The organism is Streptomyces sp. NPDC046557 (assembly GCF_040645975.1).
Lineage (GTDB): Bacteria > Actinomycetota > Actinomycetes > Streptomycetales > Streptomycetaceae > Streptomyces.
In genome coordinates, this window is the sequence record NZ_JBEYZH010000043.1 from 1 (window position 1) to 17,218 (window position 17,218).

Annotated in this window: 15 protein-coding genes and 1 pseudogene; 9 read left to right on the plus strand and 7 right to left on the minus strand. The window is 69.5% G+C overall.

Annotation, left to right across the window (positions count from 1 at the left end; translation table 11 throughout):
* On the minus strand, positions 1 to 334 hold a 334-nt coding region (locus ABZ934_RS32325), incomplete at its 3' end, for a VTT domain-containing protein (protein ID WP_361320097.1).
* A 126-nt stretch (positions 335 to 460) separates the two neighbouring features.
* Between ABZ934_RS32325 and ABZ934_RS32330 the strand changes: the two genes are divergently transcribed.
* On the plus strand, positions 461 to 859 hold the full coding sequence (locus ABZ934_RS32330; protein ID WP_361320100.1) for a BlaI/MecI/CopY family transcriptional regulator: 399 nt from the start codon (positions 461 to 463) through the stop codon (positions 857 to 859).
* 88 nt (positions 860 to 947) lie between these two features.
* Here the strand turns inward: ABZ934_RS32330 and ABZ934_RS32335 are convergent, their stop codons facing one another.
* The 3 genes from ABZ934_RS32335 to ABZ934_RS32345 all read right to left on the minus strand — a co-directional run bounded on the left by ABZ934_RS32335 (position 948) and on the right by ABZ934_RS32345 (position 4,094).
* On the minus strand, positions 948 to 1,784 hold the full coding sequence (locus tag ABZ934_RS32335; RefSeq protein WP_361320103.1) for an undecaprenyl-diphosphate phosphatase: 837 nt from the start codon (positions 1,782 to 1,784) through the stop codon (positions 948 to 950).
* 244 nt (positions 1,785 to 2,028) lie between these two features.
* Positions 2,029 to 2,817 (minus strand): polysaccharide deacetylase family protein, encoded by a 789-nt coding sequence (locus ABZ934_RS32340; RefSeq protein WP_361320106.1) that lies wholly within the window; start codon positions 2,815 to 2,817, stop codon positions 2,029 to 2,031.
* Positions 2,814 to 4,094, minus strand: coding sequence for a UDP-N-acetylglucosamine--N-acetylglucosamine transferase (locus ABZ934_RS32345; protein WP_361320109.1), 1,281 nt, complete (start codon positions 4,092 to 4,094; stop codon positions 2,814 to 2,816). Before ABZ934_RS32345 ends, ABZ934_RS32340 begins: the two co-directional genes overlap by 4 nt.
* 251 nt (positions 4,095 to 4,345) lie before the next feature.
* On the opposite strand from ABZ934_RS32345, the gene ABZ934_RS32350 reads away from it, so the two are divergent.
* Both ABZ934_RS32350 and ABZ934_RS32355 read left to right on the plus strand, forming a co-directional pair.
* Positions 4,346 to 4,771, plus strand: a complete 426-nt coding sequence (locus ABZ934_RS32350) for a BlaI/MecI/CopY family transcriptional regulator (protein WP_361320112.1) — start codon at positions 4,346 to 4,348, stop codon at positions 4,769 to 4,771.
* Between the two features lie 4 nt (positions 4,772 to 4,775).
* Positions 4,776 to 5,840: a M56 family metallopeptidase gene (locus tag ABZ934_RS32355; RefSeq protein ID WP_361320115.1), complete on the plus strand. Its 1,065-nt coding sequence runs from the start codon at positions 4,776 to 4,778 to the stop codon at positions 5,838 to 5,840.
* A gap of 193 nt (positions 5,841 to 6,033) precedes the next feature.
* On the opposite strand, the gene ABZ934_RS32360 is transcribed toward ABZ934_RS32355, so the two are convergent.
* Positions 6,034 to 6,900 carry a hypothetical protein gene (locus tag ABZ934_RS32360; RefSeq protein ID WP_361320118.1) on the minus strand — a complete coding sequence of 289 codons (867 nt, stop codon included), beginning with the start codon at positions 6,898 to 6,900 and terminating at the stop codon, positions 6,034 to 6,036.
* 317 nt (positions 6,901 to 7,217) lie between these two features.
* Positions 7,218 to 7,366 (minus strand): annotated as a pseudogene (locus tag ABZ934_RS32365) (transposase); the annotation flags it as partial.
* Positions 7,367 to 7,734: 368 nt separating this feature from the next.
* Between ABZ934_RS32365 and ABZ934_RS32370 the strand changes: the two are divergent.
* The 5 genes from ABZ934_RS32370 to ABZ934_RS32390 all read left to right on the plus strand — a co-directional run bounded on the left by ABZ934_RS32370 (position 7,735) and on the right by ABZ934_RS32390 (position 12,381).
* Positions 7,735 to 8,694: an ATP-binding cassette domain-containing protein gene (locus ABZ934_RS32370; RefSeq protein ID WP_361320121.1), complete on the plus strand. Its 960-nt coding sequence runs from the start codon at positions 7,735 to 7,737 to the stop codon at positions 8,692 to 8,694.
* Entirely contained in the window at positions 8,691 to 9,542 is an 852-nt protein-coding gene (locus ABZ934_RS32375) for an ABC transporter permease (RefSeq protein ID WP_361320124.1), read from the plus strand. Before ABZ934_RS32370 ends, ABZ934_RS32375 begins: the two co-directional genes overlap by 4 nt.
* Before the next feature lie 40 nt (positions 9,543 to 9,582).
* Positions 9,583 to 10,890 carry a histidine kinase gene (locus ABZ934_RS32380; protein WP_361320127.1) on the plus strand — a complete coding sequence of 436 codons (1,308 nt, stop codon included), beginning with the start codon at positions 9,583 to 9,585 and terminating at the stop codon, positions 10,888 to 10,890.
* Entirely contained in the window at positions 10,887 to 11,561 is a 675-nt protein-coding gene (locus tag ABZ934_RS32385; RefSeq protein WP_361320130.1) for a response regulator transcription factor, read from the plus strand. Before ABZ934_RS32380 ends, ABZ934_RS32385 begins: the two co-directional genes overlap by 4 nt.
* 361 nt (positions 11,562 to 11,922) lie before the next feature.
* Entirely contained in the window at positions 11,923 to 12,381 is a 459-nt protein-coding gene (locus ABZ934_RS32390) for a hypothetical protein (protein ID WP_361320133.1), read from the plus strand.
* Positions 12,382 to 12,896: 515 nt separating this feature from the next.
* Here ABZ934_RS32390 and ABZ934_RS32395 read toward each other — a convergent pair.
* Positions 12,897 to 15,572: a glycosyl hydrolase gene (locus ABZ934_RS32395; RefSeq protein WP_361320136.1), complete on the minus strand. Its 2,676-nt coding sequence runs from the start codon at positions 15,570 to 15,572 to the stop codon at positions 12,897 to 12,899.
* A gap of 579 nt (positions 15,573 to 16,151) precedes the next feature.
* Here ABZ934_RS32395 and ABZ934_RS32400 point away from each other — a divergent pair.
* The gene (locus ABZ934_RS32400) at positions 16,152 to 16,589 is read left to right on the plus strand and encodes a hypothetical protein (protein WP_361320139.1); all 438 of its coding nucleotides are present in this window, start codon (positions 16,152 to 16,154) and stop codon (positions 16,587 to 16,589) included.
* Positions 16,590 to 17,218 lie beyond the last annotated feature (629 nt).

Genomic DNA, 17,218 nt, shown 5'->3' on the forward strand with positions numbered 1-17,218 from the left:
CGAGGACCTGCCACAGGGTGAAGACGCGGGCCGGCACGTTCAGGGCCCCGGCCAGCGGGTTGAGAACCGTACGCACCACGGGGACGAAGCGGGCCGGCACGATCGCCTTGGCGTGCCCGTACTTGGCGAGGAACTCCTCGGCGCGCTCCGCGCCTTCGTGCAGGCGCTGGGACCGGCTGCGCTCCAGGAGGGCGCCGCCCGCGCGCCCGACCAGCAGCCCGGTCTCCGCGAACAGCACCACCGCGATGCCGACGACGCCGAAGGTGGCCAGGAGGGAGTGCGCGTGGAGCAGGTTGACCCCGAGGTCGGCGGCGGAATGCGCGGAAGCGGTCAATGCCCGCAGGACCTTTCAGGGAAGTCAGGTGGAGGGTGGCTCGGCGGAAGGGGGGGCGCTCAGGGGACTACTATCTCGTAGATGGTCTACTGAACTGTAGACGATCCGGAGGTAAGGACGGGGTCAATGGTCCGGTCACCAGCTGACCGCAAACCCGCCGGCGAACTGGAAGCGTGCGTGCTCACGGCGCTGTGGGCCGTGCAAGGACCGCAGACAGTGAGGCAGGTGCGGCAGAACTTGGCGGGTGAGCTCGCTCGCACGACGGTGACGACCGTGCTGTCGCGCCTCTTCGAGAAGGGCTCGGTCACGCGGGAGCGCTCGGGCAGGGGATTCGCCTACCGTCCCGCCGATGACGTCCACGGCCTCACCGCCCGGCGCATGTGCCTGGAACTCGACAAGGGCGGCGACCGGGAGACCGTCCTCGCACGGTTCGTCTCCGAGCTGAGCACACGCGACGAACGTGTGCTGCGGGACCTGCTGGACGCTGGTGGACCGGCCGTCGCTCGGGACCCTGGCCGGCACTGACCCCGGTAGCTGATGGGGTCCTCACGCCGGAGCGCCCTCGCGTGGCCCGTCTTCGGACGGGCCACGCGAGGGCGGCGCACTCTGTTCGTCAGGCGGTCAGAACGCCGGTGCCGAGCAGGCCGAAGAGCAGGACCCCGATGGCGATCCGGTAGAGGACGAAGGCGTTGAAGGAGTGTTTGGCGACGAACTTGAGGAGCCAGGCGATCGAGGCGTAGGCGACGACGAAGGACACCGCGGTACCGACGATCAGGGGGACGGTGTCCACGCCGGCGCCGACGGCGTCCTTGAGCTCGTACAGGCCCGCGCCGGTCAGGGCGGGAATGCCGAGGAAGAACGAGAGACGGGTGGCCGCGACGCGTTCGAGGTCGAGGATGAGGCCGGTGGACATGGTGGCGCCGGAGCGGGAGAAGCCGGGGAAGAGCAGGGCGAGGATCTGTGAACAGCCCACCAGCATGGCGTCCTTGAGGCCGGTGTCGTCCTCGCCGCGCTTGTGGCGGCCCATCTGGTCGGCGGCCCACATCAGGCCGCTGCCGACGATCAGGGAGCCGGCGACCACCCAAAGGGAGGCCAGGGTGCTTTCGATGAGGGGTTTGGCGGCCAGTCCCACCACCACGATGGGGATGGTGGCGTAGATGACCCACCAGGCGAACTTGTAGTCGTGGTGGTAGCGCTCCTCGCGGTTGGCCAGACCGCGTCCCCAGGCGGCCATGATGCGCACGATGTCCTTGAAGAAGTACACGAGGACCGCGGCGATCGCCCCGACCTGGATCACGGCGGTGAACGCGACGACGGCCTTGTCGTCCACCGGAATGCCCATCAGGCCCTCGGTGATCTTCAGGTGGCCCGTGGAGGAGACCGGCAGGAACTCGGTGACCCCTTCGACGATGCCGAGAACGGCTGCTTGACCGATGCCGATGGTGCTCAATGGGTCCGTCCCTGGGGCTGGTTCGATGTGAGGCTGGTCAAGCGTTGGCTGGACCACCGCGTGGGCTGGGGTGCGATGTGCGCGCTCGGTGGATCCGGCCGCCCTCGTTCCGCAGGCGAGAACGCTGTGCTCCGTCGCGGTGGGCAGCGAAGGCCCGTGCGGCAGTGCGGTCGGGCTGGTAACCCTCCCGTAGGGCGGTTGGACACCGTGGGTGCGCGACGGTGACGACTATATCGTCTACAGATCAGTAGACGGTCGCGTCGTCGGATGCGTTCCGATCGAACGAAAGCATGTCGCTGCGGCTTCTTCGCCATCCGTGGTCGCTCAGACGGCCCACCTGGTACCTGCGTCTCTCGCATGTCTCGAGAATGCGGGGCAGGGCGCCCAGGGTTGCGCGCCAGGCCCCGGGTGCGGAGGTGCAGTCGGAGTCGTGGAGCAGGATGGTTCCACCTCCGGCCAGGTCGGAGGTGACTGTGCGGTGCACGGACTCGGGCGTGGCGCGGGCGGTCCAGTCCTCTCCCCAGCAGGTCCACAGCACCGGGTCGAGGTCGAGCCGGCGGGCGGCGACGTGTGCTGCGGTTGACATGACGCCGTAGGGGGGCCGGAAGAGGACGGGTCGCTCTCCTGTGATCGTGGCGATGGTGTCGCGGGCGCGTGCGAGGTCGTCCAGGGTGGCGCGCGGACCGCGCAGCAGCAGCGGACGGTGCAACCAGCCGTGGATACCGACCTCGTGGCCGGCGGCACTGATCTCTCGGACGAGGCCGGGTGAGTGTTGTGCCTGTGAGCCCAGCAGGAAGAAGGTGGCGTGTACCCCGTGCTGTGCCAGGAGTCGCAGGAAGTGCGGGGTGGACCGGGGGTCGGGTCCGTCGTCGAAGGTCAGGGCGACGTGTCCGGGGTTGCCCCGTCCCGACAGGCGGGGCATGTACCGGTTGCGCAACGGCCCGAACGTGGAGATCGCGGGCGCGGCATGGGCGAGGGTGAGCAGGGGCAGGGCGGCCAGGCCCGCTGTGCGCAGCATACGGGTGGCCCTCACGAGTGGTGCTCCTCGGATGCGCTGTGGTGGCTGTGGGTTCGGGGGAGGTCGTCCAGATCGAAACCGTGACCGACGGTCCTTGCCGGACTCGAGCGGCTGGCTGTCGTCATGACCCCCGCGCCGACGGCGCATCCCCACACGGTGCATGCGACCGCCATGGTCACGGCGAGCCGCTGGGGCGTCCGCCGGGAACGCGCGGACCGCCGTGGGTGGGGGAGAGGTCGCTGGTGCATCCGGGCGATTTCCGCCGCCGGTCCCCGGTCGGTGGCTTGCGCGAACAGGGCGAGGGCGTTCTCGCGCTGCTGTGGCCCGAGGGGCCCGCCGATCAGGTCGTGGAGGACGGCCTTGAGCTGTTCCGGCTGCTCGATCCATACGGCGAGACCCGCTTCGTGGAGGGCCGCGGCGTTGGTCAGGCCGTGTCCGGGTATGCAGCGGTAGCTCGCGACCGGCAGGCCGGCGGCAAACGCCTCCAGAGAGGTGAGGCCGCCCGCGTTCTGTACGAGGACGTCGGCGGCGTGCATGAGGGTCGGCATCTCGTCGGTCCAGCCGTAGGCGTGCGCGATGCCGTCGGCGCGTAGGCGTGCGGCCAGCGCTTCATTGCGCCCGCAGGCAACCACGGGCAAGACCGCACCGCATTCGCGCAGTTCCCGGGCCACCTGCCGGACGGGGCCGACTCCCCACGATCCGGCGACCAGCAAGGCGAGGGGGACGTCCCGTGGCAGGTCGAACCTGACGCGCGCCCGAAGGCGTTCCTCGTCGGTACCGGGACGGAAGCGCGGGTCGACGACCGGCCCGCTCACCTTCACCGCCCGGGCTCCGACCGCCCGTGCCTGGACGGCGGGCACGGCGTGTGCGGCCAGGTGCATGTCGACGCCGTCCGCTACCCACAGGGGGTGCACCGAGAAGTCCGTCAGATAGGTCAGGACGGGAACGGCCAGTCGACCCTCCCGGCGCAGGTTGCCCAGCACCTGACTGGCTCCCGGATACGTCGAGACAACCGCGCCGGTATCCGCGGGCAGCGCGCGGAGCACTTGGTCCTCGGCTGCACGCAGCAGTGCTCGCGCCACCGGGCCGCCCCCGCCGGCGCGCTCGCTGCTGGAGTAGATGCGCTGGTAGGCCCACGGGGCACGGACGAGCATCCGGTGGTAGCCCGCCTTGATCGGTCGGCCGAGTCCGATAGGGAGCAGGTCGAGGAGGTCGTAGCGATCAACGGCGAAGCCGTCCGCCGTGAGCCGGCGGGCCAGTTCGGCCGCGGCGCCGTCGTGACCGGCCCCCACGCTCGCGGAGAAGATCGCAATGCGATCGGACGATGCCGTGGCTGCCCGTCCGGCGGTTATGACCCCCGGATGTGCGTGTCTGGGGAGCGTAGGTGCTGCGTGCGGCATGCCAAGTTCCTTCGCCATCAAAGAAGCAGCGAACCTCTACAACATGTAGTTGATTGGGCTCGGGAGACCGGAGCATACCTCCTACAATTAGTAGGAGGTAGGGGCGGTAGCCTGTGCGAGATGAAGAAGCAGGGAGGCAGACCGTGAGCAAGCCCGGGGAGCAGGAGGCCCACGAAGGATCCGGCCGGCGGGCGCGCGGTGCACTCGAGAGCGACGTACTCGCTGTGCTCTGGTCCACCGACGAGCCACTGACCGCTCGGCAGGTCCGGGAACGTCTGCCCGGCGGCCTCGCCTACACCACCGTTTTGACCATCCTGTCCCGCCTCCACGAAAAAGGCATGCTCCTTCGCCACCGGGAGGGTCGGGGATACGCGTACGCCCCGGCCCGGGACGAGGCGTCCCACACCGCACGCCGAATGCGTACGTTGCTGGACGGCGGCTCCGACCGTGAGGCGGTACTCATCCGGTTCGTGTCGGAACTGTCCGAGCAGGACGAGGAACTGCTGCAGCATCTGTTGTCCGGACACGACCCGCGCGCGGGTGGCGAGAGTTCCGGCGAAGGGACATGAGCCGATGCTGATCAGCGTCTACGTTCCGTTCGTCGTCACCCTTCTGCTCGCGTGGCTCGCGCCTCACCTGACCCGTCGGCTGGCGCCACGCCCCGCAGCCTGGGCCCTGGCCTCTGCCGCGCTCGTCTCGGCCGCCGGAGGAACGGGATCACTGGCACTACTGGCCCTTACCGGTATCGCGCAGATCCCTTCTGTTGCGGCGGAGGGCCACTGGTCCGTGCCGGTGCTGCGCGCCGAAGACCCCGTTTACCTCACCGTTGCTGTTGCCGGCGGGCTCCTCCTGGCAGCGAGCCTTCTCTCGTTCGGCGTGGCCGCACTGCGGCACTTCCGCCATGCCCTCCGCGCCCGACGGGAGTGTGACCGGCTGCCCGGGGAAACCGAGCTGGCCGTGCTCGACGACGACGCCCCACTGGCGTTCACGCTGGCCGGTGCCCCCGGACGGATCGTGGTGTCCCGAGGCATGCTGCGATGCCTCGCCGACGACGAACGGCACGCTCTGCTGGCGCACGAGCGGGCCCATCTCCGGTCAAGGCACCACCGCTTCCAGGCGCTTTGGCATCTCACGGCGGCTCTCAACCCACTGCTACGACCCCTGTCCGAAACAGGAGCCTTCGTCTTGGAGCGCTGGGCCGACGAGGAGGCAGCAGCACAGGTCGGCGACCGGACGGTGGTCGCTCGGGCCGTCGGGCGCGCCGCGCTGGCGACCAGCGGCATGCCGCGCCCCATCGGCCTGGCGGCGACGGGCGGGGCTGTCCCTCAACGAGTACGCGCTCTACTGGCTGCGCCGCCTCCCACAGGGCGAAGCCGGCCCCTCGTGGCGGGCGCGCTGCTACTGGCCCTCTGCTGTGCCAGCCTGATCAACGCCGCGTCCGACAGCGATGAGCTCCTGGACAGCGCCAAGCGCGCCCGGTGCGCAGCACAAATCAATGCCGGCGTCGCATACACATGCCACCGGGTGCACCACGTGCATGAGCAGGTCCAGCCGATCGACTCTCCCCGCCACAACAGCCCGAGCGACCGCCTTGTCAGCGCCCGGGCGGGAGCCGAGGCGCCCGCCAAGACCGGGTGACCGCCCGAGGCGTGAGTCGACGACCCGCCTCGGAGCGGCCCCGCGAGGCGGTGCGCGACATCCGCGACTTCGCCGTCGACTGGTGCCTGGCCGGTACCGGCCTGATCACGGACGGCTGACCGACGGCGGGCGACGGAGGATCTGCGCGTCAATTGACCGCCGCCACGATAAGACCCGGTCTCAGGAGTTCCCGCTACGACCTTGCCGCGCGCGGGACGGTGTTCCTGCGCTCTTGAATGTGGGCGTAGCCCGTGAGGCCGATGAGGACGCCGAGTAGCACGGCGGACGAGCCCATCGTGCCGAGGTCCAGGCCGCCCTTGGCGATCGGCTTGGTGAGGAAGTCTCCCGCCGTAGCACCGAGCGGGCGGGTGAGGACGAAGGCGATCCAGAACAGCAGGACGTTGGGCACCACGGGTACCGGCACGAGGGCGAGGAGCCCGCCGAGTAGTGCGCAGACGAGGAGCGCGCCGCCGAGGTAGCCGAGTCCGGAACTGTCGGACAGGAAATCGCCCATGGAGGTACCGAGCGTGTTGGACACGAGGATCGCCGACCAGAAGAGGGCCTCGCCGCGAAGCGTGGTGATGTCGCGGATGACGAACGTCATACCGGTGAACTTCCAGACGACGAAGATCGCAACCAGGATCGAGATGAGGATCGCCGCACCTACCGGGTAGCCCAATCCCAGGCCCTGCGGGCCCCGGCCCAGCGAAGTGTCCCCGGAGGAGAGGTACTTCGGGCTTGCGTCACGGTTCATGAAGTCGGACATGGTGGTGCCGGCCATGCTGGTGGACAGGATGACGGTCCAGTAGAAGAAGGGGTTGTACCGCTTGGAGCCGAGCTGGACCACCAGCGTGACCACGAAGATCAGGAACAGCGCGATCGTGGTGAGGAAGTAGCCCAGTCCGAGTGTCTGGGCGAAGAGATCCCCGGCTGTTTCACCGAGAGTCGTGGCGGCGATCTTCATGATCCAGAAGGCCAGTGTGACCTCCGGAAGCTTCTTCATGACGTACTTTCCGGTGCCGACGACGTCCAGGTCGGTCAGCGCTTCTGACTTTTCCAATGTCCATTACTCCTGGTCGGTGCATCGACGCCGCACTCTCTTGGAGCGGGTCGCCGGATGGGGAACGAGCGGGTTTTGCGGTGTAGCCGGCACGTCGCATCCCATGCGGCGGTGAGGTAACCCCGTGTCCGGGCGGGTCTTTGCTCTCCCCTCACACGCAAGTCGAAGGACCCGGGTTCGATGCATGCGATGACGCGGTCGTGGTCTTGGCCTTCAGCGTCCGGCAAGCCGACCGCCCGTATGCGTCGCGACACGGCGACCGAAGGATTCGGCTTTGCGCCGGCCGGTTCGCCATTCACCTTCGTTGCCTCGACACAGGAGTACCGGCGCTGGACCCCGGCCGAGGGGACACCCTTCCTCAGGAACCCGGTGTCGTTCACGATCAGCACGGCTTCGGGTCGCCGAGGTGGTCGACGACGTAGGCCCGCACGTCGTCCAGGACCTCATCCGCGTCCCGGTCGATCCGCGGACGTGCCCCGGTTCGGGAGGGAACGGCCGCGGCCGCGGGTTGAGGCGTGGACCCTGTCGTCGGCTCGTCTTCCACGACGGGGCCCGGCATGGGGCGATGCCGGCGATCCACGGGGATCGGTACGTCGTTGACCGCCCTGGTCCGGTCCCGCCGTCAGCCGAGTACCGGGCGCTGTGCTGAACCTGTTCTCCCGTGGACGTGCCTCCGGGACCGGACCGCCGCCGAGCCCCACAGCGTGGTACCGCGGTACGACGCCGGCCTCAGGGATCCCCCCGGAGTGCGACAGCGGTCGCCCGCCAGGCTCCTAAGGTGGCTCTGACGCAGGCCGGAACCGTTCGGCCGCCGGAGGCCAGGGGACGTATCCGATGATCGAGGCGCAGCAGCTGACCAAGCGGTACGGGGAGAAGACGGCGGTGGACCGCCTGGACTTCCAGGTCAAACCGGGCACGGTGACCGGGTTCCTGGGGCCCAACGGAGCCGGCAAGTCGACCACGATGCGCATGATCGTCGGCCTGGACTCGCCCACCGGCGGTTCGGTCACCGTCAACGGCCGACATTACGCCGGGCACGCCGCGCCCCTCCAAGAGGTCGGAGCACTACTGGAGGCGAAGTCGATCCACCCCGGACGATCGGCGTTCAACCACCTCAACGCCCTGGCGCTGACCCACGGGATCCCGCGCCGCCGCGTCGACGAGGTCATCGAACTGACCGGGCTCCAGTCCGTGGCCAGGAAGCGCGCGGGCGCGTTCTCGCTCGGTATGGGCCAGCGCCTGGGCATCGCGGCCGCGCTGCTGGGAGACCCGGCCACGGTGATGCTGGACGAGCCGGTGAACGGCTTGGACCCGGAGGGCGTGCTGTGGATCCGAAACCTGCTCACCGGCCTGGCCGCCGAGGGACGCACCGTCTTCGTGTCCTCGCATCTGATGAGCGAGATGGCGCTGACCGCGGATCACTTGATCATCGTCGGCCGTGGCCGGCTGCTGGCCGACACCACCGTCCAGGACCTGATCCGGCAGTCCGGCGGTGACACCGTGAAGGTTGCCAGTTCGGACCCGGCGCGCCTCCGCGAGATCCTGGCCGGCCCGGGAGTGGACATCACCGGCCACGCGGGCTCGGAGGAACTCCAGGTCACCGGCGTGGCAGCCCGCGACATCGGGCTGAAGGCGGCGGAACACGGCATCGCGCTGTTCGAACTCACCGCCCAAGCCGTCTCCCTGGAGGAGGCATTCATGGACCTCACCCGCGACGCGGTGGAGTACCACGGCACCACCACAGCCGGTGACCGAACCACTGCCGCCGTCACCACCGCAGGGAGCGCAGCATGAGCCTCACCACCGACCTCTCGACGGCAGGGGCAGCGGCCCCCGCACGTGCGGGGCGGCCCGCCTACAGGGTCACTTTCCTACGGGTGCTGCGGTCGGAGTGGGCCAAATTCTGGTCGTTGCGCTCCAGCTGGATCACCCTGGCCCTGGCCCTGCTGTTCGTGCTGGCGTTCGGCCTGATCCGCGCCTGGCGCTACAAGGTCAACATCGACGCCGGCAACACCATGGACCATGAGGTACGCGGGGCCGACGCGATCAGCCTGTCCCTGTTCGGGCTGAACTTCGGCCAGCTGGCCCTCGGCGTACTGGGCGTCCTGGTCGCGGCGGGCGAGTACTCGACCGGGATGATCCGGTCGACCCTCGCGGCCGTCCCGCGCCGGCTGCCCGTGCTGTGGTCGAAAGCCCTCGTCTTCGGCGTGATCGCACTTGCCGTCGGAACCACCGGTGCGTTCGCGGCGTTCGCCTTCGACAGCGGCATCCTGTCGGGCACGGCCGCCGCTGCGGGCTTCTCCGACGCCGGTGTGCTGCGCAGCCTGTTCCTGGCCGGCGTGTACCTCGCCCTGATCGCGGTGTGCGGGGTGGCCTTGGGCGCACTGCTTCGCTCGGTCGCCGGCGGCATCGCCATCCTGGTCGGCATGCTGATGCTGGTGCCCGGCCTGATCTCGCTGCTCCCGACGAGCTGGCAGAACAACGTCAGCCAGTACCTGCCCAGTCACGCGGGCGGTTCGATGTACGCGCTCCACCACGAGGCCCACACCCTCTCCCCGGGGGCGGGGCTGCTGGTCCTGGCGCTGTGGACCGTGCTCGCGTTGGCCGGGGCGGCTTACCGCCTCAAGCGCACCGACGCCTGACCCCTACTCGCCAGGCTGCGACGATGGACAGGTGACACCCGTGACCAGTACCACCACGCCCACCGGCGCCGCTGCGGCGGATCCGATCTGGAGCCAGCCCCTGGCCGCCGGCATGCTGAGGGCATGCCGGCGGCTGCGGCAGCTTGACCGCCGCAGTCCGTGGCTACTGGACACCGGCATCGTCCTGGCCGTGCTGCTGCTGTTCGGCCTGCCGGACCTGCTGCACGGCCAGGAAGGGGCCCGACCCGGGCCGGCCGACGACCCGGCCCTCATCACGATGGCGGCCCTCCAGTTGGGACTGGCGGTGCCGCTGCTGTGGCGCCGACGCCACTCCACCGCGGCCTTCGCCGTGATCGCCCTGGTATTCACCCTGCAGTGGTCGCTCGATGTGCGGCTGCACGCCGACATCGCGCTGTTCCTGGCCCTGTACAGCGTCGCCCGCCACGACCGCCTGCGCCGGTTGCCCTGGGTGGGCGCGGCGACCGTGGCCGTGCTCCTGGTCATGGTCGTCCGGGTGTCGGAGGCGGTCTCCTACCTGGTCGCACTGTTCTTCCTGTGCTGCGCCGCGACCGCCGCGACCGTGCTCGGGCTGACGGTACGCATCGGCTTCGCCTACCTGGGCACCCTTCGCGAACGAGCCGCGAGGCTCGAAGTCGAGCGCGATCAGCGCAGCCGGCTGGCCGCGGCCGCAGAGCGGGCCCGGATCGCCCGCGAGATGCACGACATCATCGGCCACAACCTGTCCGTGATCATCGGCCTCGCCGACGGAGCCCGCTACGCGGCGGACCTCGCACCGCAGCGCAGCAAGGAAGCCCTCCATCTGATCGGCGGCACCGGCCGGCAGGCCCTGGGCGAACTGCGCCGGATGCTGGGAGTCCTGCGCGAGGAGGCCCCGGACACCCTGCAGCTCAGCCCCCAGCCCGGCGTCGCCGACCTCGACGCGCTCTGCGCGCGGGTACGCGCGGCGGGCCCCGACGTCGTCTACCGCACCATCGGCGACGTGGAGGCGCTGGGCCCCGGGCCGCAACTGGCCGTCTACCGCATCGCCCAGGAATCGCTCACCAACACCCTCAAGCACGCCGGGCCGCACACCACCGCCCACCTGACGCTGAGCGTCCGGGACGGCCAGGTACACCTCATGATCGATGACGACGGCCCCCAGGACGGCCGCGCACGCCCGCTCCCCGATCCGGGGCACGGGCCGGGGGAGGGCATCGCCGGCATGCAGGAGCGGGCCGCCCTGTACCAGGGACACGTCGACAGCCGCCGACGCCCCGGCGGAGGCTGGAGAGTCGAAGCCGTCCTCGATCCGGCGGCCCTTACCGCCCCGGCAGGAGGAACCCCGTGACCACCGTGCTGATCGTCGACGACCAGCCCCTGCAGCGCTTCGGCTTCCGCATGCTCCTCGACAGCGCTACCACCACCGAAGTCGTCGGCGAGGCCGGGCACGGCGCCGAAGCCGTCCGACAAGTGGCCGAGCTGCGGCCGGACGTGGTGCTGATGGACGTACGCATGCCCGGCATGGACGGAATCGAGGCCACCCGGCGCATCGTCGCCGCGGGCGGCCGGTCCCGGGTTCTGATCCTCACCACCTTCGACCTGGACGAGTACGCCCACGCGGCGCTGCGCGCCGGGGCCAGCGGGTTCTTGCTCAAGGACGCCGAACCCGAGGAACTGCTGGCCGGCATCCGCGCCGTGGCCTCGGGCGACGCCGTCATCGCGCCGGGGCTGACCCGCCGCCTCCTCGACGCCTACGCGGACCGGCTGCCCGGCCGGCAGGCCGAGGCCGGGCGGCACCCGTGCGTCGACACCTTGACCGGCCGGGAACACGAGGTCCTGGTGGCCATCGGCCAGGGCTGGAGCAACGGCGAGATCGCCGAACGCCTGGTCCTGTCCGAAAGTACGGTGAAGACCCACGTGGGGCGCGTCCTGGCGAAGATCGGCGCACGCGACCGGGTCCAGGCCGTCATCCTCGCCTACGACATCGGCCTGGCCCGGCCCCATCCGCGGATCACCTGAACCGGCTGGGCCGCAAACTACCTCGCGGAAGGACCGTTCAGTGCTGATCCGCGATCCGCTGTTGAGCTTCGTAACGAGGTGGGTCAGATCCGGGGCATACTCCCGCGAAGCCAACGGTTCCACGGCCGGTCACCACTACGTCGGCATCATTGGGGTGTTCGATGCACTCCACGGCGCGTGAGGTATGCGGATGGTGGCAGGCTGACCGCCACGGGCGGCAGCGCCGGAAGGCCGTACGGCTTCAGGCGGCCGAGTCGTTCGAGCAGAGGCTCGGGAGCTTGGCCATGGAGGACCACCCAGGGAGACTATTCCCGTCGGGGCAGAGTTCGGATTCGATGGCGGCACCTTCGAAGGGGGACCGATGACACTCGACGTCTGGACCAACTACGTACTCGTGCGCCTGAAGGCCCTGCTCGCGATCTTCCCTCCGCTGATCGAGGAACAGCGCGCGCGCAACATCATCCCGCACGCGATGGACGGAACACTGGAGTGGACGCTCCCGTGGGGCATGGACGACGGGCTCGGAAACGTCCGGCTCACCCTGATGGACGAGCCCTCGGGCTGGGGCGTTCCGAAGCGTGTGCGCGTCGTCGTAGCCGCGAAGGCGGCGGCCTTCTCCTCCACGGTCAACAAGGAAGCGGCCCTCCCCCGCTACGACCCCACGGCGCCCCCCGGGCCCCCGGCCGGTGACACGCAGGAACCGCGGCGCGTCAGCAGCAGCATGGCACGGCGCCTGCTGGAACACGTCGGCGGCGACCCCGACTCGCTCCGGTACGAGGCGGACGGTTCCCAGAGTTTCACCGTGGTGGTCGCAGACTGACAGTGATGATGTTCGTGGTGACGCCGCTGGTGGGTCTGACCCTCTGCCGGTTGAGCCGAGCTTGTTCCTTACCTGTCTTCGGCGCCACTCGCCCGGTCGGCCTACAGTCACCCCGGCCGGGCTCTGTCACGTTCTGCCCGCCGCCGACCGACAGGCATGACCGCCTGCTCCGCCGCCGACGGACGTCCCGAACACAGCCGCCTGTTCCGTGCCGTGCCGGCGAGCCGGTGCGGCCGGCCGAGACGAAGGAGCACACGGCGTGGGCCCCGGACGACAAGTCCGGGGGCCGCGCCCAGCCGACCCGCGCCTCCGGAGGCTGAGGGAATGCGCCGCCAGAATTCACGCTCCCGCGCCCCGGCCAAGGGCCTGCCACAATCGGCTGCTCGGTTCGTCGCATTCGACGAGCCATGGCGTCCGGAGTGCGTTGAGCGGGGCGACAAGTGCCCCTGTCGGGCCGGCGCCTGCCCTGTGCCTGCCCTGTGCGAGGGGGAGGCGCCGGCCGGTGTTTGACGGGGTCAGTCGTTCCTGCGGCCCTCCAGGCGCCGTACGTCGAAGGACCAGATGCCGCGTCCGTGCGTGGCGGCGTACAGCTTGTTGTCGGGGCCGAGCTTCAGTTGCATGACGGCCGTGGTGGGCAGGTTCTTGCCGAGTACCTGCCACTGGCCAGAACCGGTGGGGCGGTAGAAGGTGGCCAGGTCGGTGGCGAGGGCGAGACCGCCGTTCGGCAGGAATTTCACCGTGTTGGCGGGGACGTCGGGCAGGTTCGCCGAGATGTCGGTCCAGTCGGTGCCGCCGTTCTTCGATTCGAATATGTGGCCGATACCGGCGCCGGGGCCTTCGGTCCACTTGCGGGAGAAGCCGTTGACGGCGACGTAGACGTGCTGGGCGTTGTCCGGGTCGACGTCGAAGCCGGAGATGTACCGGTTGGGGATGGTGCCGTCGACGGGGAGGTTCAGCTGGTGCCAGCCGGTGCCGTCGGCGTTGCCGACCGCGATGCCGCGGCTGAAGCCCTGGTTGTTGCAGGGGCCGCACCAGCCGACGTAGACCGTGCCGCCCGAGGAGGCGACGGCGGTGGCGACATGTCCGTCGCCGAGGTCGTAGGCGTTCTTCCACTCGGTGCCGGAGCGGATCGCGAAGCCCTTGTTCTGGACCCACACGCGCCGGCCGCCGGCCACCCACGTGTTGACGTCCTTGGCGTCGGAGGTGATCGGCGCGATGAAGCGGGCGCCCGCGCCGCCGAGGTCCTTGTCGGGCGGGGCTACCTCGTACTCGGTGGCCTTGGACGGGTCGGTGGTCCATGCGCCGTTGTTGACGCCGCAGTTCTGGGTGACCCACATGTCGAGGTAGACGTACTCCTCGGCGATGTTGCAGCCGTTGTTCGGGTCGGTGATGGTGTCGGCGCCGTCGCCGCCGAAGTTCGACCCCATCACCTTGTCGCGGCCGCGCAGGATGGACTGGCCGTTGTCCTGCAGCCCGCCGGTGACCGAGACCCCGCCGTAGGTGACGTCCTTGCCGACGCCCACCGAGTAGTACTGGAGGGTGTCGATGGTGCCGTCGTTCAGCGACTGCCAGTCCTTGGCGTGTCCGCCGGAGTCGACCGCGCCGTTCAGCGGGCGGCGGTAGATGCCGCCGTCGTTCCCGACATAGGCGTAACTCTTGCCCTGGTAGCTGCCGACCGCGACCGCGTGCTGGTCCGAATGTGTGGTCGGGGAGCAGTCGCCGGTCTGCTTGGCCGGATCGATGCTCCAGCAGGGGAACGGGAAGTTCCAGTACGGGCCGGGGGTGATCCAGCTCGACCCGCCGTTCTTGGTCTCGAACACCTCTTCCAGGCCCAGGTACACGTGGTCGGCGTTGTTCGGATCGACCTGGAGGAACTGGTTGTACCAGGACTGGACACCCGGCATGTAGCCCTCGCCCTGGAGCGCCGATCCGGACGCCTTCAGCTTGGTGTAGTCGGCGATCTGCGTCCACGGCCCGAACGGCGAGCCGCTCTTGGACACGTACACGCCCTTCAGGCCGCTGTCCGGGTTGGACGCCATCTGCGCCGGTGACTGGTCGATCGCGTACAGCCGCGAACCGTCGGCGGCCACCCCGAACGTCATGTTCCCGACGTCGTCGCTGCCGGTCGGCAGGTCACCGAGTCCGGAGGACGGTTTCCAGCTGCCGTCGCTCTGCTTGGCGTAGAGGCCGTTGTACGTGTCACCGCCGCGCCAGCCGACCGCGAGCAGCACCTTGCCCGGGTCCTTCGGGTCCACCGCTATGTCGTTGGCGATGTTCTTGTACGGCGCGCTGGGGTCGGACGCCTTCGGACCACCCGGCAAGTAGTCCGGGTTGGGCGCGAATTCCAGCTTCCACGGCCCCGAGAGGGCGGTGGTGGAGTGCGACCACACGCCACGGCTGGTCGCCGCCCACACGGTGGTGCCGGCGAAACGCAGCGCGTGGATGGTGGTGCTCTCCAACTCCGCGCCGCCGACGCGGCCGCCGGGCTGGAACTGCCCGTGCCGGGGATCGGCAAGTATGTACACACCGGTACCGACGTACGAGGTCGCACCGGTGTTGGACTCCCCGGTGGCGTACCAGAGGCGCTTGGAGCCGTCCAGGGCGAGGGTGCCCGTCGACAGCGAGGGCAGCTTGTCCGCGATCGGCTCCCATCGCCCGCCGCCGGTCTTCGACCGGAAGACCCCGCCGTTGGCGCCGCCCGCGTACACGTAACCCTGGTCGTCGGCGGCGATCCCGGTGATACGGCCGGTCACGTTGCCGGATCCGCCACTGGCATTGGAGTTGACGTCGCGATACCGCGAGTCGTCGGAATTGTATGCCTTCTTGGTGACGTGGTCCCAGTCCCCGCTGGAGTGCTGCATCGACTGTAACTGCGCCCAGGCCGCCCCATAGGCGCCGGGCGCGACGATGCCGGGCGCGGTACGGGCTTCCGTGTACTGGGCGGTGCCCTCGGCGGAGTTCTCCGCCTCGTCGGATCCGTCGTCGCCCTCCGTGGCAGCGAAGGCTGACCCGCGGTGGCCGCCGTTCACCGCCTTGACGTGTTGGCGGCCGATGTCGGCCTGGTGGCGCGCGTTCCAGGGCCGGACTCTGGTGTCACCGGATGCGGCGAACGACTGGGTGCTCACCAGTCCGAACGCGGCGGCCACGACGGTGCAGGTTATGAACCGCCGCCGATGCCGGTCAAGCATCATGCGCTCTTCCTCCCTGCGGCGGGCACGGGGGTATGGCCCGACGCGGGGCCGATCTTGGCGTGCTCGCGTCACACGGGAAAGGGGGCGGGCGAAAAAAGAGCCGGAGTTTGCCATTCCGGTCTGTTGCGGGCGTGCGGTCAGCGTGCGGTGGGCGGGAGCCGCGGCTGGTCTCCGAGGTGTGGGGCGCCGACCCGACGGCGAAGCCGCCGTCGAGGCTGTAGCGAGCAAACGCGACGAGACGGCGGCCACCGTGGCAGGACTCTCTCGCGAAGGGGCCGGCCCACGTAGGGGTCGAGCCGAAGACGTTGTGCAACTGCCGCCAGTGGTCTCAGGCATCGGCGGCCGCGGCGTCCGACCCGGGGGCGCCAACGCACCGCGACGCGGCACCACCTGCACGGGCGCGCACGTCGCATAGAGGTGCCCGGGGCGCGTGGTAAGGCCCTTTGGGTGCAGTGGCGTGCGTTGCGGGGTTGTACGCAACGCGGAACACCCCCACACCACCCATCACTCTACGGATTTGATCCAATTCTGTGGGTAGCCAAGAGGTGTCATACCGGGCTCACAAGGAAGGGATGACCCGTGCGTCACCTTGCCACCGCCACTGTCGCCCTCGTCTCGGCTCTCGCTCTGACGGGTATCGCGTCGACCGCCGCAGCCTCCACCACCAGCACCTACTCCGTCCGGGCCGCGTCAACCGGAGCAGGCATCGACGAGTGCCCCCGAGACTTCTACTGCCTCTACGACTACCGGGGCTTCAACATCCGCCACTCCGACGCCCAAATCTGGATCTTCAAGAACTCCGTCAACGACCTCGGCACGCAAGGCGCGGGCGACCGCGCGGGCTCCGTCGTCAACAACCTCGACGTTCCGATCCACCTCCACCGGCACTACCCCACCTGGGGCGACTCGGGAACCTGCCTGGAAGTCGGGCCACACACCTCGGTCTACGACCTCGGCCTCTACACGCTGGACAACGAGGTCTCCTCCGTGACACTCGGCGAATACCCCTGCTACTGACACTCTCTCAGCGGTGGTGGGTGAGTCGGCACGGCGCACCACCCAACCCCGCCTGCAGTCACTGCGGAAGCCAGTGAGCAGGACAACCGGCGTGCCCGGCGAGCCCGGGTACGCCGCACGCCGACGTCGGCCTTGCCGTCGCCATTGAAGTCGGCCTGGAAGGTGGAGGTGGCCTCCCCGTTCGAGGTGATGACCTGAGTGCGGGAGGTGCCCGGTGTTTCCGTTGGTGTCGGTCGCCTCCACGGACACGATGTGCTTGCCGTCCAGGACCCGGGCTGGTGCCGAAGGCATGGCCGTACGGGGCGCTCACTGACGAAAGCCGACCGCTACAAGACGGTCGCCTCCGCGCGGATCCCGGGACACCCCAGCGGGAGACGGGAAGTCACTACGGCGAGAGGTACGGCCACCGACCGGGGACGCCGCGCGCGGCGGCTGCTGTCAGGCGCTCCGGCGGTCGCTGCATTGCCTTGGCGCGACACGGCGCCCGGACCGGGAGGTCTCGTTCCCGGTCCGGGCGCCGTCCTGCGATGGGGATGCCCCGAACCCGCCCTCGTCGCGTTCGGATCTGCACGTGGTGATGAAAGGTGCGCGATGCGCTGTGACTCGTCACGCTGCTGAGCTGCACTGTG